Origin of the sequence: Nostoc sp. (assembly GCF_036919615.1) — a bacterium.
Classification (GTDB): domain Bacteria; phylum Cyanobacteriota; class Cyanobacteriia; order Cyanobacteriales; family Nostocaceae; genus Nostoc.
Genome location: NZ_JBALCN010000014.1, coordinates 1 through 22348 on the forward strand (window position 1 = coordinate 1; position 22348 = coordinate 22348).

The window sequence follows — 22348 nt, forward strand, 5'->3', positions numbered from 1 at the left end:
CCAACTTACATTTGAGCAGGTAATTTCTGTCTCTTCTTATAACTTTATCCTGGAAGCTCTATTCTATGCAGCTTCACATTGAATTGGTATTAGTTAGTTCTTCTGCATATTCCTTTTGCTTCATGTTTAACTTAAAACTTTCTTGAAGAGGCAACCATTCGTTGTTGTAAACTTCATCCCTTTCTTCAGAAGGTAACTTCATAAATATATAATTACGAACTAAGTCTGCCTGGGTTAATTCTTCTCCTTTGTTATTTAAGCTTTCAAAAATAAGATATGGGTTATCGTTGTTATCAGAAGTAATATTTACTAATACTAAACGTTCTAGAATAATATTTTTAAATTTGGTAAAGTCTAACAAAACATCCTCATCTACAAAAGGTTTTTTCAACTTGCCATCAAAAAATTTATAAGCTTCATGTATTGCTCCTGATTGTGATTCTTTATTTTTAGCCTTAGGTATCTTATTGTCGATAATGCTTTTATATGCGTCACAGTCATCTTGAGTAGGCAGCACTTTATAAAAATCATCATTTTTTTGATACTTGTTTATTAAAAAAAATTCATGTATCTGTTCTGCTATTTGTTTGTCAGACTTCTTGAGATAATTTCTTAATGCCGCCAAGAGAATACTAAGGGTTGTAAAACGTTGTTGTCCGTCTATAACAATATATCGACTTATACCGTCAGCGGTTCCCAGTTCAGCTTGGGTTACTATAGGCCCAAGAAAATAAAAGCCTTTTTCATCATCATTATAGAGACTTATCAAATCTTCCCACAGAGTCTCCCAGTTCTCCTTTTTCCAAGAGTATGGTCGCTGAAAAAGAGGTATTTGAAACTGTTTACCACCTTCTAGTAAGTTACGGAGACTTGTTTCTGATGCTTTCATACTTGTTATTTGCTTTATGTATCATATACGATAATAACTAAATTTTTGGATTATCAAAGACTTACGTATGATTGATTTGCATTAAAAAGCCCGCTAATGCGGGCTTCGTTCGTGTAGCCCCAGGCTTTAGCCTGCGGCGTTTCATGTCAATTATTACCTACCTCGCCGCAGTAGGCATACCTAAAATATCCTCAAGCTTCGGCATATCTTCCAACGCAATCACGCGCCCTTCATCCTCAAAACCAACAATTTGATCAAAGTTCAAATACCGATACAAATCATCGGCAAAAGGATGAATTCTCCTCGCCACAATATCTAAATATTCCTGCACTGTCGGAAGCCGTCCCAGCAGCGCACAAACTGCGGCTAATTCCGCTGAACCAAGATACACTCGCGCATCTTTACCCATGCGATTATTGAAGTTACGGGTAGAGGTAGAAAACACTGTTGTGCCATCAGCAACTCGCGCCTGATTTCCCATGCACAAGCTGCATCCTGGTATTTCTGTCCGCGCACCCGCAGCCCCAAAAATGCTATATACACCTTCTTCTTTAAGTTGGTGTTCATCCATGCGCGTTGGTGGTGAAATCCACAGGCGAGTTTTTACTTCACCTGCACCTTCCAAAACTTTGGCTGTTGCCCGATAATGACCAATATTCGTCATACAAGAACCGACGAATACTTCTTGCACTGGATCATTAGCAACTTCCGATAATAACTTAACATTATCAGGGTCATTGGGAGCAGCAACAATTGGTTCTTTGATTTCGTTCAAATCAATTTCAATTATTTCGGCATACTCAGCATCAGCATCGCCTTCCAATAACACCGGATTTGCTAACCATTCTTCCATCTTTGCCACACGGCGCAGCATGGTACGCGGATCATGATAGCCTCGTGCTATCATATTTTTCAGCAGCGCGACGTTAGAACGCAGATATTCCGAAATTGTCTCTACACTCAGCTTAATTGTACATCCTGCACAGGAACGTTCGGCACTAGCATCGGTGAGCTCAAAGGCTTGTTCAACATTTAAATCTGGCAAACCTTCTATTTCCAGAATTCGCCCGGAGAAAACGTTTTTCTTATTCTGCTTCTCTGCTGTCAGCAAACCTTTTTGAATTGCCACGTAGGGAATGGCATTTACAACATCTCGCAGGGTGATACCTGGTTGCAATTCACCTTTAAATCTTACCAAAACTGACTCTGGCATATCTAAAGGCATGACACCCAAAGCGGCTGCAAACGCCACTAATCCAGAACCGGCGGGGAAGGAAATACCTAAGGGGAAGCGGGTGTGAGAGTCGCCGCCAGTTCCTACGGTGTCGGGTAGCAGCATCCGATTTAACCAAGAGTGGATGATACCATCACCAGGGCGGAGGGCAACACCGCCACGGGAGGCAAAGAAATCCGGGAGTTCGTGATGGGTTTTGATGTCTACTGGTTTGGGATAAGCAGCAGTGTGGCAGAAACTTTGGATCACTAAGTCTGCACTGAAACCAAGACAGGCGAGTTCTTTCAATTCGTCGCGGGTCATGGGGCCTGTGGTATCCTGGGAACCAACGGTAGTGATGATGGGTTCGCAGGATGTGCCAGGGCGCACACCAGGTAATCCGCAAGCTTTACCTACCATTTTCTGGGCTAGGCTGTAGCCTTTACCTGTATCAAAGGCTTGCTGGGGACGGGTGAAAACAGTGCTGGGTTCTAAACCAAGTGCAAGACGAGTTTTGTCGGTGAGGGTACGTCCGATAAGTAGGGGGATGCGTCCACCTGCGCGAACTTCATCGAGGATGGTGTCAGGTTTGAGGGCAAAGGTGGAAATGACTTCGCCTGCTTGATTAGTGATTTCGCCTTTGTAGGGATGAATGGTAATTACCATGCCGGTTTCTAGTTTGGTGACATCGCACTGAATAGGCAAAGCACCGGCATCTTCTGCTGTGTTAAAGAAGATAGGCGCGATCGCACCACCTAAAACATAACCCCCAGCGCGTTTGTTTGGCACAAAAGGTATATTATTTCCCATGTGCCACAATACGGAGTTGATGGCAGATTTACGCGAGGAACCTGTACCAACTACATCCCCAACGTAAGCTACAGGATGCCCTTTTTTCTTCAGTTCGGCAATGGTTTTCAAACTTCCCGGTTGCCGTGACTCTAACATCACTAAGGCGTGTAAGGGAATATCTGGGCGAGTTGTGGCACTTTGGGCGGGGGATAAGTCGTCGGTGTTGGTTTCGCCAGGGACTTTAAAAACGGTGACAGTAATCGCCTCTGGTACTGTGGGACGAATCGTAAACCATTCAGCTTCAGCCCAGGAGTCAATTACCCGCTTGGCGAAAGGATTGGTTTTAGACAATTCTAAAACATCGTGGTAAGCGTCGTACACCAAGAGAATTCTGCTTAAGGCGTTGGCGGCGTAGGCAGCGATGGGTTCCTTTCCTTGTCCACCCATCACCAGAGGTGTTTCAGATGAGTCTGAGAGAGATATGGTGGGCCATTGCAGTAGTTCGATTAAAGATTGCACATTGTAACCACCTACCATCGTCCCTAGCAATTGCACCGCTTCTATGCGCGAAATCAAGGGACTGGTGATTTCCTTTTTGGCGATCGCGGTGAGAAATCCAGCTTTGACATAAGCTGCTGGATCAACACCTGGAGAAACGCGATCGCTCAATAGATGCAATAATATCTCCTCTTGACCCTTTGGCGGATTTTTCAGTAATTCACATAATTCTGAGGTTTGCTTCGCATCCAATGGTAAAGGGGGAATACCGAGTCCGGCGCGTTCCGCAACATGCTTACGGTATTGTTCTAGCATTTTTGTGTTCTCCATTGGGATGTTCTCCATTTAATTATGAAATATTTTTAGGCAATTTTTGGCTATAAAAGTTTACCTGATTTTTATAGCTGAAAGTCTTATGAGTAATCGGTTGTTTGCAAATCTTTTTTATACTGAAGGTATAGTTTGAAAAGTATTAGGCAAATATAATTCGCTACTACACCAACAAAGTCCACCTCCGTGGACTAAGAGAAAATCAAAGATTTTTAACCCACGGAGGTGGGTTTTGTCTGTATAGACGTGACTTCTACTAGTCGCCAGGTGTAGTAATAATGAATTAGATTGATTATTGGTTTAACCAAGTTTCTAAATCAGCAACACTAGAAAAGTCTAGCAATGCTTCTCCTAAATTCTCTAATTGTTCAATCGATAAGCCTTTAATTCGCTCGATTAATGATGCATCAATTTCCCCAAAACGGCGATTTACTAGACACAGTATTAAGTCTTATTTTCCTTCTTGCCTTACCTCTTCTTTGGCTTGTTCTCTGTCTCTTTGATAAAGTGGTTCTAGTCGCATAATTAACTCCCTATTATCTACTTCTAATTGTTGGTTTACTCTCAAGTTTTCGCGCAAGTTGTAAACTAATTCTAGGGTTGTTTTCTGGTATGGATGATCTAATGGTAACGCTTGCAACTCGATAATCGCTTGTGATTGCACACTTCCCCTACCTAAAAGCCTCAACCACAAAGTCTCCGGTGTTTGCGGTAGTTGGTGTATCGCCACAATTGCTGTCCGCAAGGCATCTGGTAGAAAATGTACTCCCGACAACCAACCGTCTTTTTGCATAGTTCCAAAGCTAGATAATCTAGTTTCAGATATGGTAGGTGTAAGAACCCACAATTTGGGAATTTCTAAGTCTTGAAGTTTGGTTTTATTGGCTTTAGATTCCCGTCGCAGAAAAGCCTTAACTTCTAATAATTTGAGAATACAGTCGCATATCTCATCGGTAGAAGCTGGATTGCGGAAGTTCTGTTTGATGAAATTAAAGTGTTGGGTATCAAATACAACCACTTTGCCAATGAAAACTTTGCTAGTAAGCGATGGAAAAAGCGCAGCGTTACTCTGGAAGTGGCAGTTTTTGAGTTACCCGAATCTCATCCAGAGTTTTATCGTTACAACGGTACACTGATATTACAGATTGATGGCAAGAATTTAGGCACTTTTGCTCCTGATAGTCCAAAACTGCCGATTGGTGCTACATTTGTAGCTACTTTGCAACCAGATAGCTCTAGTATTATCCTCAAGGTTAATTCTGAGTCAATCAATCTGCCAGAAGTTCCATTACCGGAATCAGAACCAAAGTTAGATACTGCTGGGCAATTCCGAGCCATTCACCGTGATCTCTGGCGTCAAGAAATGTTTGATAATTTAGTAGTGGCGATCGCTACTACAAAAGAACAGCGACAAGCCAATCAATCTGCAAGTAATGAAATTGAGCAGTTTAAAATTGGTAGCCATTGGACTGCTTATGTGCAACCCACTGGTGATTTTATTGTCCGAAATGAAGGTAAACGGACGATTTGTCGAGGCAATTTACAGACGGGTGAGGAGATATTTCCACTTTCAGAAGAACGTGCCAGTGAGCTAGAAGCGATAATTTTAGAGAGGGAACGATTACTTCATAGAAAACATGATTTATCACACAATAGACACCATATTAGCAGTTAGAATAGAGATACCATTCACAATCAGGGAAAAGCTGACAACACAAGCTTTTTGACTTTTGACTTTTGACTTCTGCCTTGTGGTACTAGGACATCCAGTTAGTAGACGACGAGGATGGGAGTATTTAAAAGCAATGAAATTATGTCTGACAGTACCTCGACCAACTAATGAATAAGCAGACTTTGCCGAACAGGAAGAATGGAAAAAAAAGCTAGCAAATCAGGTCACTCAAGTTCAAAAAAAGTATCCAAACGCCGACGTACAAGTTTGGACAATGGATGAACATCGAGTTGGACTTAAACCAATAATTAGAAAGATTTGGGTAGATGAATGGACAATATCAATCGCAAATGTGAATTGGCTGTTCAAATGGTTGTGGTTGTATGGTTTTGTTTACCCACAATCAGGTGAAACATATTGGTGGATACTACCTTTTGTAAATACAAAAATTTTTAATCAAGTCTTGGCTGATTTCGCTCAACATTTTAACGTGGGAGATCAAAAACAAATTATATTGGCATTAGATAAAGCCGGATGGCATACTGCTCTTAAGCTGAATGTGCCACAAGGCATTCATATTATTGAGATGCCATCTCATTCTCCAGAACTTCAACCAGCTGAAAGACTTTGGCCCCTCACAAACGAACCTATTGCTAATCGTTCATTTAAGAATCTTGATGAATTGGAAGAAGTGTTATTTCATCGTTGTAAACAATTGCTCCAACAGCAAGATTTAGTTCGGGACTTGACAAACTTCCAATGGTGGCCTCAAGTTACCGCTTAATTATGGGTAAGCTACCGGACATGATATAACTATTAATTTTGACCATGAACCGCTCGGAAATAGCCCGAAAGATTGTTAAAGAATGTGGTATTGAGCTAACCGAAAAACAAGAAAAGTATGTTATCGCTTATCCCTTTTAGCCTGATGTCTTCCCCGTTGCTGTAGGTGACGATGGAGGCATTGTCAGTAGATCACAAAGTTTTTTAGAAGTTTTGCCAGATGGTCATTTCAGCAAAACACTTGAATATCAAAAAAGCACGTTTTAATCACCATTTTAGCCAATGGCTTTAACTGTTCTTAGGCGATCGCTATTAAACAAATACTGTTCGCTCCTTGCTGGTAAGGGCTGAAATCCTTGTTTTTACGTTCGTTCTCGAAAGTTTGTGATCGCCTGAGAGTGTGTGCTGCAAATTACAGTTAGCATGATACTCTAATTGCTAGTTTATCAAACATTAAGTATTGCAAGTTAATTTTCCTATCCAGTTGGAACTGTTGTAAAAGTTTCAATCCTCCTTAGGGGTAATGACACGGGCAATTAGTTAATTATGATCTGCTCTCGGTGTAGCCCAACTAGGCATCGCTCATCACAAATTACCAACCGTTGGAAGGGCGCATTCGGTTAACAACTAAGCAACTTTTTGCAAGTGTTGCACGCGAGGCATAACTTCTTGGGCAAAACATGTCATTTCCCGAACAAAGGGATTAAATTGCAGCATGAAAGTGTCGATACCTGCATCAACGAAAGCTGCAACGCGAGTTGCAACCGTATCATAGCTGCCAACCAATCCTGCGGCTGTGCCACCATTGCCACCAACAGCCGGATTTTTGGCGAAGAGTTGGAACATAACAGCTTCTGAGTCAACTCCTTTAGCAACACTTAACTTATATTGTTCTTCTAGCTTTTGCAGTGCCATGAGTCGTTCTAGTTCTGCTTGCGCTTCTTCGTCTGTAGTCCGGGCAATGACAAAGGCTGACAGACCAAAGCTGACTGGTTGGGCTAGGAAACGGGGTCGGCTCAAAACTTGTTTAATTACTTTGCGGACATCTTCAATCGGCTGACCGTTGATGAAATAAACATCGGCTTGTTGGGCTGCTAAAATTTGTGCTGGGTCTGATGCTCCTCCCAGGTAGATACGAGGATAGGGTTGAGCAACAGAGAAAGGTCGAAAGCTCAAATCTTGGATTTTGAAATATTCACCCTCAAAGTTCACCCTCTCACCGCTCCACAAATCTCTAACAACCTGCAACCATTCACCAGAATAGCGATAACGTTCATCATGGGGAGGGAAGGGAATATTAATACGCTCCATTTCTGGGCGAAACCAAGCACTAATTAGGTTGATGGCAAAACGTCCCCCACTTATTGCATCAATTCCCAAAGCCATTTTGGCTAGAACTGCTGGATGAAATAATAAAGGTTTAATCGCGGCGATAATTTCTATACTTTCTGTAGCTTCAGCCAAGGCCGCACAAGCTGTCCAAGTTTCCAACTGTTCTAAATCTAGACTACGGGGATTGGTAAGGTGCTGTGCTACTAAGGTTGTGACATATCCTAAACTTTCTGCTTCTAATACTAGCGATCGCGTGCGTTCATAACTAGCATCAATCGGTTCATCTGGCGTATTGAGAGGGCCAAAGTTACCTCCAACAGGGACCCAAATACCATAGCGTGGTTCTGACATTTTTACTTCCAAATTAAATGGGGACTGGGGAGATATATCTTGTTTTTTATCCTCATATATGCAAATCTCATAGTATACTACTATAAATCGATAGATTTATAGTATATTTATTCAAGGTGCAAAAATAAAATTTTAGTGCCGACTACAAAGGTTCTAGAAAGCTATGTCTGAACCACACTATGGGATTTGGATTCCTGTTTACGGCAACTGCGGCGTGATGAACCATCCTCTTGAACCTCGTGATGCTAGTTACTCACGAGCCAAGAATTTAATCCAATTGGCCCAAAAGTGCGGATTTACCACAACTTTAATAGCGCAACATATCATCAATCCCAGAAACCAAGAACTTGACCAGCTAGAAACTTGGACAGCAGCAGCAGCTCTTGCACAAGCAACAAACTCTATCGAGATTATTGCAGCTGTTAAGCCATTACTGTTTCATCCCGCCGTCTTAGCAAAGATGGCTTTAGGTCTTGATGCTATAAGTCATGGACGTTTTTCTATTAACTTAGTAAGTGCCTGGTTCAAGCCAGAAATGGAAAAACTGGGGATAAATTTCCTTACCCACGATGAGCGTTATCGTTATTCGGATGAATGGATTAGGGTCGTAAAAGCCCTATGGAGTGGAGAAAAAGTTAACTTCTACGGTGAATATTTTCAGATCAATGATTTGAAGCTCAATCCTCCACCTATAGCCAAACCACATCCGCGTGTATATTTAGGGGGAGAGTCAGAACCAGCCCAAGAACTAGCTGCAAAAGAAGCGCATACATTTTTCCTGAATGGTCGTCCGATTGAAGTCATCCGCGAAACCATTGCTCAAGTTGCTCAAAAAACTAAGTTTCGCTTTCAACCTCTGGGCTTTGCTATGTCAGCTTTTGTCATTGCTCGACCGACAGACGAAGAAGCGGAAGCGGAATATCAAAACCTTAGAGCAATGGTACTAACACAAGACGATCGCTCAGAATTACTCAAAAGAGTAGATTCTGAAGTAGTTATGTTCAAAAACATGGCTAAGTACCCTGGTGTGGGGAGCAATGGTGGTACAGCAGCAGGATTGGTTGGTAGCTATGAAACTGTAGCCCATCGGATTGCTGAATTTACCAAAGTAGGAATTGATACTTTCATGCTGCAATTCCAGCCTTTTGCCCCAGAAATGGAGCGTTTTGCTGCGGAAATTATACCAAGAGTGCGAGCGTTAACGGTAGACGCCAACTTGAAAATAGGGGCTAGGGCTAAGAGGTGGGCAATAGATTAAAACCCTGAAACCTAGACGAAATCTGAATTTTTTAATTACGAATTAGTATAAGCCCAAAGGAAACTTTATGACCGCCACTTTAACTCGTCCAGCTTGGACTACTGATTTAGAACTGGAAATTTTTGACAAACTGCTTGATAAGTACGCCCCTTACATTCCAAAGAAGCGATGCCTGCGGCGGGCTACGCCTACGCAAGAACCAAGATCGCCGGAAACTGATGAGGAAAGAGAGAATTTCTACCGCTTCCGTGTGGCTGGTGCAGCCCATGACCTGTTTATTGTGCAAGTCTGCGCTAAGATAATTGACTCCTTTGCTGACCCAGAATTACAGCTATTTTTGAGTAGACAAATAGGTGATGATGGCGCACACGCTCAAAATACTCGTTTAAGAGCGCAGGCTATATCGGGACATGACCCAATTGAGGATATCCAAAAGCAGGTGCAGAAGCATTGGGATTATATGGGTGATTTACCTATTCGTAATTGGCAAGGCTTTTTAGCATTTGAGTTGCATTACGAACTTCATATTGTGGCTTTGTTATTCATCAATAGCCGTACCAGCAAAATCAACGACCCAGACTCAGCCAAGTTTGCGGCAGAAAGAATCCTGCCAGATGAAGCAGTTCACCGCTTGGGAGTTGTAGACTGGTGGCAACGTAAATTTGATCAAGCTTCGCCTGCAGAGAAAGAGGATTTAATCGCACAAGTTATAGAAGCAGATGAAGAAGGCCAACGCCGACGCAATCCTTACCTTCGGGATCATTGGCAGTTGAGTCAAAAAGCTATTGGTATTGAAATTGATGATTTGCCAGTACTTTATGATGCTTGGCGGCGAGAGATTCTTTCTTACTTCTTGGATATTCCTATATCTAGACTGCCCAAACTTGTGAGTGTGAATGATTGATGTTGAAGCAAGCAGAAGATAGAAACTCTTTAATATCTGATTGTGAATTATACATTTTGTAACTCTCTTACTTACAAAATGCGAGATTTTATTAATTTTAAATATTACTAATTTATTAATGAATTAGTAATATTTATGCTTTTGAGATTAATTTATTAATATTTCATTTGGACTAGCTAGCTATTATACTAATTATTTTTTGATTGCTAGACAAAAATTTTCAATTTAGTCGCCAAGAACACTACAATTTTAAAATTTAACTTTTATCATATTTTATCTAATAAAACTAATTTTTCAAGACTAACGCCAAATACCTCTCAAACTCTTATTCCTCTGTGTCTCTGTGGTTCGATTTTCCTTATTTTATCCTGACAATAGGGTTAGCGATCGCATCCGTTCTTTTTGTCAGTTGTACGCCAAGCCAAAATTCACCAACTAGTCAATTAGTCAGCCAATCAACTAAGACAGCACTACTAAAAGTTGGATCTCGAAATAGCACCACTGAAGATGTTTTGAAGTTCATTCAAAAAGAAATAGCCTCCAGTCAAGGCTTAGATTTTCAAATCATGACTATCGCTGATTTAGTGAAGATTAACGATACTCTCAGGAATGTGGAAATTGATGCTAACTTTTTTCAGCACGAACCGTTTATGAAGCAAGCTGCCAAAAAAATCAACGCGGATTTTGTCATTTTGAATCGCAGTTATACCACCATAACTGGACTCTATTCAAAACGACTAAAGATAAAATTAGTCAATGAAATTCCTATAGGGGCGACAATTGCTATTTTTAATGATGACAGCAATCAAGACTGCGCCTTGAAATTCCTGAAACACATCGACTTAATCAATTTAAAAGAAAAGCCAGGGGAGTATTACAGCATCAAAGATATCATTAAACATCCCAAAAATCTCCAAATTAAGGAGTTAGACAATTACGCTATTCTTAGAGCGTTAGATGATCTAGATTTAGCTGTGACATCTGCATCCTTCCTTGTGCAAGCAAAGGTATCTCTAAATCCTATTGTGTTAGACGAGATTGGCATGGCTAACAAAAATTATGCGGTGGGTTTAGCAACTGTACAATCAAAAGCAAATGATCCCAACATCCAAAAACTAAATCAATTGGTTGTCGATCCCAAATTGAAGGACTATATCAATAACTACTTCAAGGGGACGATCGCACCTGTATTTTAAACTTAATACGGAGGACTGATGAGCAGATTGAAGCAATTAAAACTAGGTGCTTTTATGCGCCCGGTAAGCATACATACAGGCGCTTGGCGCTATCCTGGGGCTTTGCCTGATGCTAATTTCAACTTTCCAGCGCTGAAACGATTCATCCAGAAACTAGAGAAAGGCAAGTTTGACGCATTCTTCATGGCTGACCACTTAGCGGTACTGAATATGCCAATCAACGCACTGAAGCGCAGCCATACTGTTACATCCTTTGAACCTTTCACCCTACTTTCTGCCCTTGCCAGCGTCACCGAACACATCGGGCTGGTAGCCACCGCTTCCACGACCTATGACCAGCCTTACCACATCGCTCGCCGCTTCGCGTCTCTCGATCATATTAGTGGCGGTCGCGCTGGCTGGAACATCGTCACCACAGCCAATCCAGACGCAGCGCTCAACTTTGGATTAGAAGAAGAGATAGAGCATGATGAACGCTATCGGCAGGCTAGAGAATTTTATGATGTTGTTACGGGTCTTTGGGATTCCTTTGCTGACGATGCGTTTATTCGGGACGTGGAAGCAGGGATTTATTTCGACCCTGCAAAGCTTCACGTTCTGAATCATAAGGGAAAATATCTCTCGGTGCGAGGGCCATTGAACATTGCCAGACCTGTCCAAGGCTGGCCGGTAATCGTTCAGGCAGGCGCATCCGAAGCCGGACGGCAATTAGCCGCTGAAACCGCCGAGGCTGTGTTTGCACCTGCTGGTAATTTGGAAGCTGGCAAAGCTTTATTTGCAGACATTAAGGAACGGGCGCGGGCGATCGGACGTGACCCAGACAGTATAAAAATCCTTCCAGGTGCTTTAGTCATTGTGGGCGAAACTGTCGCCGAGGCACATGCCAAGCGTGTTTATTTGGACAGCTTAGTAGATTATGACAGTGGGATCGCTAGTTTAAATGGCGCACTTGGCTATGACGTTTCCGGCTTTGATCCAGATGGCCCCTTGCCAGAAATCCCACCGAATAACGCTGGTCACTCTTCACGAGAAATAGTAATAGCCTTAGCGCAACGTGAGAACTTGACTATTCGACAACTGGCGCAACGCGTTGGCAGTTACGGCGGACTGGCCTTCGTTGGCACACCCCAAAGCATCGCCAATGAGATGGAGCAATGGCTGATTGAGGAAGGCTCTGACGGTTTCAACATTATGTTCCCTTTTCTTCCTGAAGGATTGAATGATTTTGTCGATAAAGTTGTGCCAGAACTCCAACGACGTGGGATTTTTCGTCAAAAGTACGAGGGCAAGACGCTGCGCGAAAATTTGGGACTGACGCGCCCTGTCAACCGCTTCTTCCAGACCACCACTGCTTCCGTTAGCTAGACGCTTATGTGATAAAAATCTCTTTCCCCAGTCCCTTATTCCCAAAATAGAGAGAAAAACAATGACTCATATTGAAGAAAAAGTTATAGATTTTACTTTCCAGTTCTCCGCTCCTGTCACAGCCAAATCTCCCGAACTGCAAGCTTTGTTCGATTTCATTGCTCTGGGAGCAAGTGAGCGCGATCGCGATCGCATCCTTCCTTATAATGTGGTTGAATTGATCCGGCGTTCCAGGTTGGGTGCATTGCGAATCCCCGTTGCCGAAGGTGGTGGTGGTAGCACTGCACGCGAACTATTCGAGGTCGTGATTTGGCTGGGGGATGCCGATCCAAATGTCGCTCACATTGTGCGGAATCATTTCTCTATAACGGAGCGAATTTTGCGTTCTGAGCGCACCCAAAGGAATCGTCGCTGGCTCAAGGCCGTTGTCGATGGTGCGATTATTGGACTCGCTTCGACTGAACTAGAAGCCAAGCGATCAGGTGGTCGCCAAGTCGTGAATACAAAATTGACACCCGATGGCGACGGCTATCGTCTGAATGGAACGAAATATTACAGCACTGGTAGCCTTTACGCAGACTGGATTTTTGTGCGTGTGTTAGCACCAGATGGCTCTACAGCGTATATACTCATTCCTACTAACCGCGAGGGTCTTGAACTGGTGGACGACTGGGACGGCTTCGGACAAAGACTCACAGGTACGGGAACGACTACCTTCACAAATGTCCGTGTAGAGGCTGAAGAAGTACTTTTTGACACAGACAAAGACGACCTGCCCTACAACATCGTTCCGCAATTATTTTTGACTGCCATCAACGCTGGTATTATTCGCAACGTTCTACGCGATGCTACAGCCCTGATCCGTAACAGACCCCGGACTTTCTACCATGCTGTATCTGAGCAAGCCTCAGAAGACCCAATCTTGCAACAGACTGTCGGGCAGATTGCCGCCAATGCCTTTGCTGCCGAAGCGATTGCTTTAGCAGCAGCTGATGGTCTTGATCGCCTCCCTGCTGCCCAAGCTCAGGGTGAAGAGGCAGAGACGGCCGCGGCACTGGCAACTTCTTTGAGTGCATCCAAAGCCAAATTGATTGTTGATGATTTGGCTCTACGTTCAGCTACCTTATTGTTTGAAGTGGGTGGGGCTTCCACAACAAAGAAAAACTCCAACTTTGATCGTCATTGGCGCAACGCCCGTACCTTATCCTCACACAACCCAAATCACTTTAAGGCTCGTGCGATCGGGGACTACGAGATCAACGGTACACCATTGCCGCAACGAGGATTCTTCTAATTTTGTTCAGATCCCTGACTTATAACCTATGGGAAACCACTTTATGAGTATTTATTCAGAAGTCGGGGATCTCGCAGCCAACCGAAACCGTTGAGAGCAACTATGAGTACAATTGACACTACTTTTTTGAGAGCAAGTAAAGAAGTGATCGCCTCTCCAACAGACTATCCCCAAAGCCCATTATCCCAAGCTCTCCGGCAGCCAGTACTGCTAGGGCTATTCTTACCGATTCATCACGGTGGTTGGAGTTCTTCTAAGCTCCCGCGTACTACAGACTGGTCATTTGATTACAATGCCAAACTTACCCAAAAGGCAGAGGAGCTAGGTTTTGACCTGGTTTTTGGTTATTCTACCTGGCAGCCGAAGGGCGGACAAGGGCCAACTCGCACAGAAGCAGGTTTAGATGCCTTCATCGCTACTGCTTCCCTTGCTGCCATTACCTCACGCATTCTATTAATCTCAACAATTCACGTTCTCTACGGGCCTTGGCATCCCATCCATCTGGCTAAATTTGGTGCGACACTTGACCACATTTCTAAAGGTCGCTGGGGAATTAACATTGTCACTGGACACCGGGCTTATGAGCACGAACTGTTCGGCTGGAGCCAAATCGAACACGATCGCCGTTATGAACTCGCTGATGAATTTGTCACCGTCCTCAAACGACTCTGGTCGGAAACAGAGAACTTTTCTTACAAAAGTCAGAGTTCTTGGCAGTTTAAGGATGCCTACATCAGCCCCCGCCCACTTTATGGTCGCCCCATCCTAGTTAACGCTACTGGCTCAGATGCTGGCATCGAGTTTGCGGGTCGCCATTCTGATATCGTATTTCTCACCAGTCCGGCTGGCGGTGATATAGAAAGCGCCTTGTCGTCGTTACCCGCCCATACAGCCCGTGTCAAACAATCGGCGATCACTAATGGTAGGCAAGTCCGCACTCTCCTAAATCCGCTTATTGTCGTGCGTGAAACTGAAAAAGAGGCGGAAGAATATGCTCAGGCGATTATCGACCATGCTGATTATCAATCAATTGCTGGACGTTCTGGCGTTAGCAGCGATGCACACGCATGGAGAGGGCATCAAAAGGGAAATCTGCGTCATGGCGTTGGTAGTGCGATCGGCGGTAATGTGCAGCTAATCGGTTCACCCGAACAAATCACCGAGCAAATTTTGCAACTCAATAAAGCTGGTGTCGATGGTTTCCAGCTTGCCTTCTATGATTTTGAGCCTGATCTGGATTTCTTCGGTAAGCGCGTTCTACCACTACTGAAACAGGCTGGACTTCGAGTCTAAATTCTCCAACCTAGCTAATACTAATTCTCTAAAATCGGGCAACACATTCAAAGAAGGCTTAGAGATTCAAGTTGTTAGCTTTAATGACTGGATACAACCCAACACAGCCTTGAGAGATAAAGTCATTGATGCTAATTTCTTTCAGTACAGAGCTTTCATGAATAATGCTAGGAAAGAACTCAATCTAAATTTAGTAGCATTGAATACAGTTTATTTAAACACAATTGGTCTTTTCTCTAAAAAGTTCAAATCATTAAGTGAAATTCCCCAAAATACAACTGTGACAATTGCTAATGATGTCATCAATAACGACTGAGGATTACGGCTGTTAGCAACTAATAATCTCATTAAATTAAAAGAAAATGCTAAACACTTTGTAACCCAAAGAGATATTTCTGCTAAACCGAAAAACTTGCAAATCAAGGAAGTAGAAGGTGTACAAGTTGTGCGAGCTATTAATGATGTAGATTTCATAGTATCTTCTGCTCAAACTGTTGCACTTGCAGGGATAGAACCTAATTCTATGGGTGAAGAAACAGCTAAAGACAAGAAATACGCTCTTGCATTAGTTACATTACAAGGTCGAGAAAATGAACCAGACTAAATTCTTATAGTCAAAGGTAAAGAAATATTGATTAGATTTGAACAGCCCATCAAAAGGTGGTATCTTTTTTCTAAATACTACGGTAAGTCAATCAATTTAGTGTATTTTACTTGTTGTCATCATAGATATGGCTGCTTAAACTCCTAAAAATTGATATCAAGGAGTCAATTGTGGTGAATTATTTAAAAGAACACCGCTTTCAGTACAAACAAAAATGTTCTGCCAGTATAATCTTTGCGATCGCAACGTCTTTTCTTGCTTTGATAGCTTCTAGTTGCAGTCAACAAACAGCTATCAATGCCGCAGCTAACTCAGATTCCTCTTCAAAAACTCTCACTACCAAAACTACAGAGAAAAACAATGTGATTCGCTTAGGCTACCAAAAAGGTGGGATTATTCCCATTGCACGTCAACGGGGTGAGCTAGAGCGTCAGTTAGTAACGCAAAATATTAAAGTTGAATGGAGTGGGCCATTTGACCGTTGCGCTACGCTTTTAAGTTCTCTCAATGGTAATCGAGCGGATATTGGTGGCTGTGGTGATATTCCTTCCATCTCTGGAATTGCTGCTGGACAACCTCTTTGTATTGGCTCTGTACAGCGTCCTAGTCCAGATTCTTTAGGTAATGCTATCTTAGTTCGTGGTGATTCTCCCATTCGTAAACCGGCTGATTTAGTAGGTAAAAAAGTTGCTGTTAATCAAGGTGGTGCAGGCGAATATCTGTTATTAAAAGTTTTGGAAAAAGAAAATATTCCTTCATATAAAGTCCAGCGAGTTTATTTATCACCGAATGACGCTGCACCTGCTCTATATCAAGGTTCTGTTGATGCGTGGGCTGTTTGGGAACCTTATATTTCCATTGCCCAGTTACAACATAAGGCGCGAAGAATCACCATTACACACCCTGCTCCTACCTACGCCATTATGGTTGTTCGTGGTGATGCAGCTAAAGAAAATCCTGTAGCAGTGAAAGCTGCTCTTACTGCTTTGAGTGAGGATGGTGAATGGTTAAATCAACATACTAATGCTGCATCAGATTTTTTAGTTAAAGAGCTAAAAGTCTCTGATGCGGTAGCCAAGCAGGTGACGAAAAATCGAGGCCCAGAGTCTTACATATTTCCTAATGCTGAAGATATCGCCAATCTTCAGAAAACAGCTGATTGGTTACTAGAGCAAAAAATTATTCCGCAACGAGTAGATATTACAACGGCAGTGTGTCCGTTAGAAACTACCGCTGTTAGGTAGTAAAGATGACAAAAATATACCCAAAAATAACGTGTCTACCAATTTGCAGCAGAATTTTTTCTTCTCTCTGGGTTGCTTGTTAGCTCTAGCAACAACAGCTTGCTCAGAGGTTAAGTCTACCAGTCCGGCAACGATCGCTGCTAATCCTAGTTCATCCCAAATCGCACTATCGAATACAACTCAACTGCATGTTGCTAAATCTAAAGGTGGCTGGGACTTAAATTTAAAGTTAGCTAAACTAGATAATTTCCCTTATCAAACTCAATTTACTGAGTTTACTGGGGGTAATTTAATGGTACAGTCAATCAATGCTGGTGCGATTGACTTGGGCTCAGCTAGTGAAATTCCGCCGATTTTTGCGATTGGATCGAAAGCATCCGTAAAAATTATTGCCACTCTCAAAGGACCGACGGTTGGTCAAGTTGTACTCGTACCTAAGGACTCGACTGCCAAAACGATCGCTGACCTTAAAGGTAAGAAAGTGGGTTATGTTAAAGCTACAACTGCCCACTACTTCCTGATTAAGATGTTGGAAGAAGTCGGGCTGACGATGAAGGATATCAATGCAATTCCTTTATCGATACCCGATGGGCTTTCGGCTTTTCGTAAAGGACAGCTTGATGCTTGGGCTACCTACGGTTATGCCATCCCCCAAGCCAAAAAAGAAGGGGCGCGGGTTCTGGAATCTGCAAAAGATATTTTGAGTGGTAACTTTGTGATTATTGCTTCACCCAATGCGATCGCCGATCCCCAAAAGAAAGTAGCGATCGCTGATTTTCTCTGTCGTTTGCAGAAATCCCAAACTTGGCGGGAATCTAATCTCAAGCAATGGTCGAAGAATTATGCAACTATCATTGATGTTGATGAAGGCATCGTTTATCAGGATGCCTTGCAAGGACAACAACAGCGTCGTCAAGAATTACTTCCTGTTTCTGATGCAGCTATTGCTTCTCAGCAAAAGGTTGCTGATACCTTTTTTCAAGCGGGTGTAATTCCCATAAAAGTTGATGTGAAACAACTTTGGGACAGCAGTTTTAACAAAGATATTGCTAAATGCCAATAATTGCAGCAAGGAGTAAAAAGCTAAATGTCAAAATCACCTTATTTTTAATAATGGTAAAAATATGTTTCATGGAATAGAAAGAGAATTATTAAATGGAGTACCTTGGTTATTTGGGCAACAGTCTCAATTACCTCATCATCTCCAATTAACAGATCAGCAAGAACATGAAAACCGTGATATTTGGGAATTACCACCACAAGAATTTGCTGATCGTGAGCGTGTTCTTAAGCAGGAGATAAAACGGTTTGGGATTTTCAGCAAACTAAAAAGTTTTTCTTTGAAGGCGTAGGCGTAGCCCTTGCGCCTACTCGGCCCCGATCCCGAAAACTGGGTGAGCGATCGCTCAGGCATTGACCACAATGTGACGATAGTAGGCGGTAGTGGCAGTGGCAGCACCTTCGCATTTGCCCTGCGGCGTGCCGGCATTGGCCGCGTGAGAGTCATCGATGAGGCTGAGGACAAAGCTCATGCTGGCGTGTGGCTGACGCGGGCGCGGATGAAAAAGCTACGCACACCGAAAAACCTGCCAGGGCCAGAACTGGGCATTCCGGCGCTATCATTTCAAGCTTGGTACGAGGCGCGGCACGGTGTTGAGGCATACGCAGCGCTTGACCGCATTCCACGAGTGGCGTGGGCTGAGTACCTCAGCTGGTATCGGCATTTTCTGGGGATTCCAGTAACGATGTTGCTATAACCTTCGTCAGGCACTAGGAATACGTGCGTATACTGGCTGAAAACATCATTACTCAAGACGGCACACCGAATAACAAAGTCAAAAGCTTGGATTTGTTGCGTTACCTGCCGCACATGGTTAATGAATGGTGCTTCTAAAAAATTGAAAGTCACACTTGAGATGATGACAACAGTTCCATTGAGCTACATCAAGTATGGAAATATTCTTTGGCAGATATCAGATGTTCCGGCAGTGTATGTACATAAACTTGCAATACTTCCATCTTGGCAAGGCAAAGGGATAGGAACATGGTGTATGCAAGCTATAGAGAAGCTTACCATTGAGTGCGGTTACTCTGCTGTACGGTTGGATGAAGTGAAGACACACCTAAAGCTCTTGTCTTTCTATAAAAGCCAAGGATATCAACAAGTGGGAGAACTAATTTACAACTCAGATGTGTGGGTCGATGCAATTGTTTTCGAGAAAGTTTTAGTATTTCTGTAGCAATCAATTCTACAATTTCTGTTCCTACTGCATTTGCAGCCGTTTTAACTTTAGTAGACTTTACCGTATTATTTCAAATACCCTTCTAAACAATGTCAAAGTGTTACTGGCATGAACTCACAACGGTTGATTTCCGAAATCTCGATAGTAGCAATATAGTTATCCTGCCGATAGGCGCGATTGACACATAGTATAATACTGCCTAAACTTTTGCCTAAAGATATTAATATTAATATCAAGTGACTAGTTATGATAAAAGTGCAAATTGGCAAATATTCGATATCCAGACGTGATTTACTCTACGCTTTCTATGGATTAGTTTCTTTTACGACTTTAACCAGTTGTGGTACAAACAAGACCAGTATCGGCAATAACAGTGCCAGTAACACTAATATTAAGAGCAGTAGTAGTACTAAGGTTGTTCGGCTTGGCTACCAAGTTTCAGGGGATCTAACTCATGAAAAAGGCGTAATTGAAAAACGTTTAGCTCCTCAAGAAATAGGTGTTACTTGGTCTCAATTTGTGTCCGGACCACCGCTCTTAGAAGCCTTAAATGTGGGTAGTATTGATATGGGGCCAACCGGTGAAACACCACCAATTTTTGCCCAGGCTGCTGGTACTAATTTGATCTATGTAGTTAACACCCCACCAGGTACTGGAGAAGGTTCTGCAATTATCGTGTTAAAGGATTCTCCTATCAAAACATTGGCAGATATTAAAGGTAAAAAAGTTGCTTATTCTAGAGGTACGGCTCAGACCTTTTTTGTGGTAAAAGCTTTGGAACAGTCCGGGCTGACAATTAGTGATATTCAATCAGTAAACTTAACTATTGCGGATGGCCGAGCAGCATTTCTCAATAAGACCGTTGATGCTTTTGTAGAAGGCGATCCGAATCTGATTAAGCTCCAGCGCGAAGGTAGTATTCGTATTTTGCGAAACGCACAAGGAATTAATACACCAGGGAGTTATTACTTGGCTTCACGAGATTTTGCCACTAATAATGCTGATTTCCTGAAAGCAATTTTGTCAGAGTACTCTCAGATTGGGCAGTGAGCAAATAAAAATAGGCGCGCAGCTGCCGAAATCCTTGTCCCAAAGGTCAAGACTGACGTGGATACTATGGAGTTAACGCTGGCGAGAAGAAAGTATGACATGAGACCGATCAATGAGGAAGTAATTAATGCTCAACAAAAGGTTGCGGATCTTCTATATCAACTGAAAGTCGTGCCGAAACTAGTCGATATTCGAGGAGCAACTCTAACCGCCCAACAGTATGCAGCAATTATACCGGATGCCGTTAAGAATAAGGCTTAACCTTTGAATCAGCAAGCTTGCTACAAAACCAGACGCGATGCCTGCGGCGGTAAACTACGCAATTATCCTATACTTATTAGTTAAGCTAAATATTAGTTACGCTAATAATTAGTAAAACATAGTATAATTCCGCTAATGAAAATTTGGAATAGACAACTAGGCGATCGCGTAAGTAATATCATTTACCAATATTTACCCGCCTTTCGCTGGCGTAATTTTCGCCTGTTTTTTGGGGGACAGTTACTATCAATGTCTGGGACATTTATGACCCAGCAGTTAACTATTCCTTGGCTGGTATACGATTTAACTAAATCGGCTTGGTTGTTGGGAGTTGCAGGCTTTGTACAATTTTTACCTACGTTATTAGTGATTCCCTTTTCGGGCGTATTGTCCGATCGCTGGAGTCGTCGTGATTTGTTAATGCTAGTGCAGATATTGGGAATTAGCGTTTCCCTGGCATTAACGATTCTTACCTTTAGGAATTCGATGACGTTTCCCATCCTATTGGTACTGAGTGTTCTCAATGGTTTTCTCAAGGGATTAGATATGCCCGTGCGTCATACAATCGTCACCGAAACCGTAGATGATCGCGCTGATTGGAGTAATGCGATCGCCTTGAATTCAGTGATGTTAAGTTCCTCTCTGGTATTGGGACCGGCTATGGGTGGGATTTTGATTGCGACGCTAGGGGTGAAATATTGTTTTCTCTACGATACCCTCAGCTATATCCCTGCCATCTTTACCCTGCTAGCGATGCGGCTGAAAGTCAGATCCATGCAAACTCTTACGAGCCTTAGCGATACTTTGCAGAAATTGCGAGAGGGCTTTGAATATGTCTCCAAGTTCCAGCCCATTAGAGCAATTTTATTAATACTAGCGTTACAAGGTTTAGTCGGGATGTCTCATGTCGCGCTCATGCCCGTCTTCGCGGCTAAGATTTTAAATGGGGATGCAACTACGATGGCTCACCTGAGCACCTCAGCGCCGATTGGATCGTTGTTTGCTTGTTTGTATCTCAGTGTCAGGCGAAGGATTGCCGGCTTAGAGCGTTTGATTGTAGTCGCTCAAGTCTTGATCGGGATAAGTCTGATCTCCTTCTCACTATCGCGTCAAGTTGGATTATCCATAATCATACTGGTGTTTACAGGCTGCTTTTCCATCCTCCTGATTACCAGTAGTAATATGATTATCCAAATCCTAGTTGCCGAGGATAAGCGCGGACGGGTGATGAGTTTTTATGCCCTAGCAATGGTGGGTATGATGCCCTTTGGGAATCTGTTAGCTGGAACTTTGGCATATAATTTTGGTGCGACTAATGCCTTGATTGTCTGTGGCAGTCTAAATATCTTAGGTGCGCTATGGTTCTCTGCACAATTGCCAGCAGTGAGCCGTTGGATTGATCGCTAAACAAGTTGCTTCTCTTTGGAAAAGTGCAATTAAGGAGGGAGCGATGGTAATATTTTTCGGTTAATAACTGTCATAACCATGATTAGTTAAATATATGGAATGAACTGTCATCTTAGATCAACTAACAGTGCTGTAAGGACTACCTACCATTTTGCTAGCGCGTTCTATTAAGCCCAATCGCTTACCACAACAATTTTGAACTGACGTTCTTGGGGTAAAATGTAAGTAGTGAACGATGATAAAAGCGATCGCTGGGATAAAGCCAGTGTTCACGAATTTGACGGAACTTATGGCGAATATTTCTTGAATAAAGTCTCCAAAGTATTTCCAGAACCACGTCAAAAAGTGCTTGAAAGTGCTGAATAAAAA

The 22348-nt window shown here is 42.7% G+C and carries 19 protein-coding genes and 3 pseudogenes; 18 read left to right on the top strand and 4 right to left on the bottom strand.

The features are described from left to right. Window positions 1-73 precede the first annotated feature (73 nt). From V7K48_RS05880 to V7K48_RS05890, 3 genes and pseudogenes are all read right to left on the bottom strand, one after another. Complete coding sequence (locus tag V7K48_RS05880; protein ID WP_335070479.1) at window positions 74-889, bottom strand: DUF262 domain-containing protein; 816 nt, start codon at window positions 887-889, stop codon at window positions 74-76. Between the two features lie 157 nt (window positions 890-1046). Further along, window positions 1047-3707 carry a bifunctional aconitate hydratase 2/2-methylisocitrate dehydratase gene (acnB, locus tag V7K48_RS05885; RefSeq protein ID WP_335070530.1) on the bottom strand — a complete coding sequence of 887 codons (2661 nt, stop codon included), beginning with the start codon at window positions 3705-3707 and terminating at the stop codon, window positions 1047-1049. Window positions 3708-4014: 307 nt separating this feature from the next. Then, window positions 4015-4707, bottom strand: a pseudogene (locus tag V7K48_RS05890) (DUF4351 domain-containing protein); the annotation flags it as partial. A 9-nt stretch (window positions 4708-4716) separates the two neighbouring features. Here V7K48_RS05890 and V7K48_RS05895 point away from each other — a divergent pair. Both V7K48_RS05895 and V7K48_RS05900 read left to right on the top strand, forming a co-directional pair. Then, complete coding sequence (locus V7K48_RS05895; RefSeq protein ID WP_335070481.1) at window positions 4717-5397, top strand: hypothetical protein; 681 nt, start codon at window positions 4717-4719, stop codon at window positions 5395-5397. Window positions 5398-5587: 190 nt separating this feature from the next. Further along, a pseudogene (locus V7K48_RS05900) lies at window positions 5588-6178 on the top strand (IS630 family transposase); the annotation flags it as partial. 626 nt (window positions 6179-6804) lie between these two features. On the opposite strand, the gene V7K48_RS05905 reads toward V7K48_RS05900, so the two are convergent. Further along, a complete protein-coding gene (locus tag V7K48_RS05905) occupies window positions 6805-7860 on the bottom strand; it encodes an LLM class flavin-dependent oxidoreductase (protein ID WP_335070483.1) in 1056 nt (351 codons plus the stop codon). A 163-nt stretch (window positions 7861-8023) separates the two neighbouring features. On the opposite strand from V7K48_RS05905, the gene V7K48_RS05910 reads away from it, so the two are divergent. From V7K48_RS05910 to V7K48_RS05985, 16 genes and pseudogenes are all read left to right on the top strand, one after another. Beyond that, a complete protein-coding gene (locus V7K48_RS05910) occupies window positions 8024-9118 on the top strand; it encodes an LLM class flavin-dependent oxidoreductase (protein WP_335070485.1) in 1095 nt (364 codons plus the stop codon). A gap of 67 nt (window positions 9119-9185) precedes the next feature. Further along, the gene (locus V7K48_RS05915; protein WP_335070487.1) at window positions 9186-10022 is read left to right on the top strand and encodes a hypothetical protein; all 837 of its coding nucleotides are present in this window, start codon (window positions 9186-9188) and stop codon (window positions 10020-10022) included. Window positions 10023-10357: 335 nt separating this feature from the next. Continuing rightward, window positions 10358-11218: a MetQ/NlpA family ABC transporter substrate-binding protein gene (locus tag V7K48_RS05920; protein WP_335070489.1), complete on the top strand. Its 861-nt coding sequence runs from the start codon at window positions 10358-10360 to the stop codon at window positions 11216-11218. Window positions 11219-11236: 18 nt separating this feature from the next. Further along, a complete protein-coding gene (locus V7K48_RS05925) occupies window positions 11237-12583 on the top strand; it encodes an LLM class flavin-dependent oxidoreductase (protein ID WP_335070491.1) in 1347 nt (448 codons plus the stop codon). 61 nt (window positions 12584-12644) lie between these two features. Then, entirely contained in the window at window positions 12645-13877 is a 1233-nt protein-coding gene (locus V7K48_RS05930; protein ID WP_335070493.1) for an acyl-CoA dehydrogenase family protein, read from the top strand. 102 nt (window positions 13878-13979) lie between these two features. Beyond that, window positions 13980-15170: an LLM class flavin-dependent oxidoreductase gene (locus V7K48_RS05935; RefSeq protein ID WP_335070495.1), complete on the top strand. Its 1191-nt coding sequence runs from the start codon at window positions 13980-13982 to the stop codon at window positions 15168-15170. Then, window positions 15154-15774, top strand: a pseudogene (locus tag V7K48_RS05940) (MetQ/NlpA family ABC transporter substrate-binding protein). The gene V7K48_RS05935 and the pseudogene V7K48_RS05940 overlap by 17 nt, the downstream one beginning before the upstream one ends. A gap of 170 nt (window positions 15775-15944) precedes the next feature. Next, window positions 15945-17018 (top strand): aliphatic sulfonate ABC transporter substrate-binding protein, encoded by a 1074-nt coding sequence (locus tag V7K48_RS05945; RefSeq protein WP_335070497.1) that lies wholly within the window; start codon window positions 15945-15947, stop codon window positions 17016-17018. Between the two features lie 31 nt (window positions 17019-17049). Continuing rightward, window positions 17050-18081, top strand: a complete 1032-nt coding sequence (locus V7K48_RS05950; RefSeq protein WP_335070499.1) for an ABC transporter substrate-binding protein — start codon at window positions 17050-17052, stop codon at window positions 18079-18081. A 61-nt stretch (window positions 18082-18142) separates the two neighbouring features. Then, complete coding sequence (locus V7K48_RS05955) at window positions 18143-18370, top strand: hypothetical protein (protein WP_335070501.1); 228 nt, start codon at window positions 18143-18145, stop codon at window positions 18368-18370. A 9-nt stretch (window positions 18371-18379) separates the two neighbouring features. Next, the gene (locus V7K48_RS05960; protein WP_335070503.1) at window positions 18380-18775 is read left to right on the top strand and encodes an FAD/NAD(P)-binding protein; all 396 of its coding nucleotides are present in this window, start codon (window positions 18380-18382) and stop codon (window positions 18773-18775) included. Window positions 18776-18934: 159 nt separating this feature from the next. Then, complete coding sequence (locus V7K48_RS05965; RefSeq protein WP_335070505.1) at window positions 18935-19258, top strand: GNAT family N-acetyltransferase; 324 nt, start codon at window positions 18935-18937, stop codon at window positions 19256-19258. Window positions 19259-19507: 249 nt separating this feature from the next. Beyond that, the gene (locus V7K48_RS05970) at window positions 19508-20311 is read left to right on the top strand and encodes an ABC transporter substrate-binding protein (RefSeq protein ID WP_335070507.1); all 804 of its coding nucleotides are present in this window, start codon (window positions 19508-19510) and stop codon (window positions 20309-20311) included. A gap of 99 nt (window positions 20312-20410) precedes the next feature. Beyond that, complete coding sequence (locus V7K48_RS05975; RefSeq protein WP_335070510.1) at window positions 20411-20572, top strand: hypothetical protein; 162 nt, start codon at window positions 20411-20413, stop codon at window positions 20570-20572. A 135-nt stretch (window positions 20573-20707) separates the two neighbouring features. Beyond that, window positions 20708-21979 (top strand): MFS transporter, encoded by a 1272-nt coding sequence (locus tag V7K48_RS05980; protein WP_335070513.1) that lies wholly within the window; start codon window positions 20708-20710, stop codon window positions 21977-21979. 228 nt (window positions 21980-22207) lie between these two features. Then, window positions 22208-22345, top strand: a complete 138-nt coding sequence (locus V7K48_RS05985) for a hypothetical protein (protein ID WP_335070516.1) — start codon at window positions 22208-22210, stop codon at window positions 22343-22345. Window positions 22346-22348 lie beyond the last annotated feature (3 nt).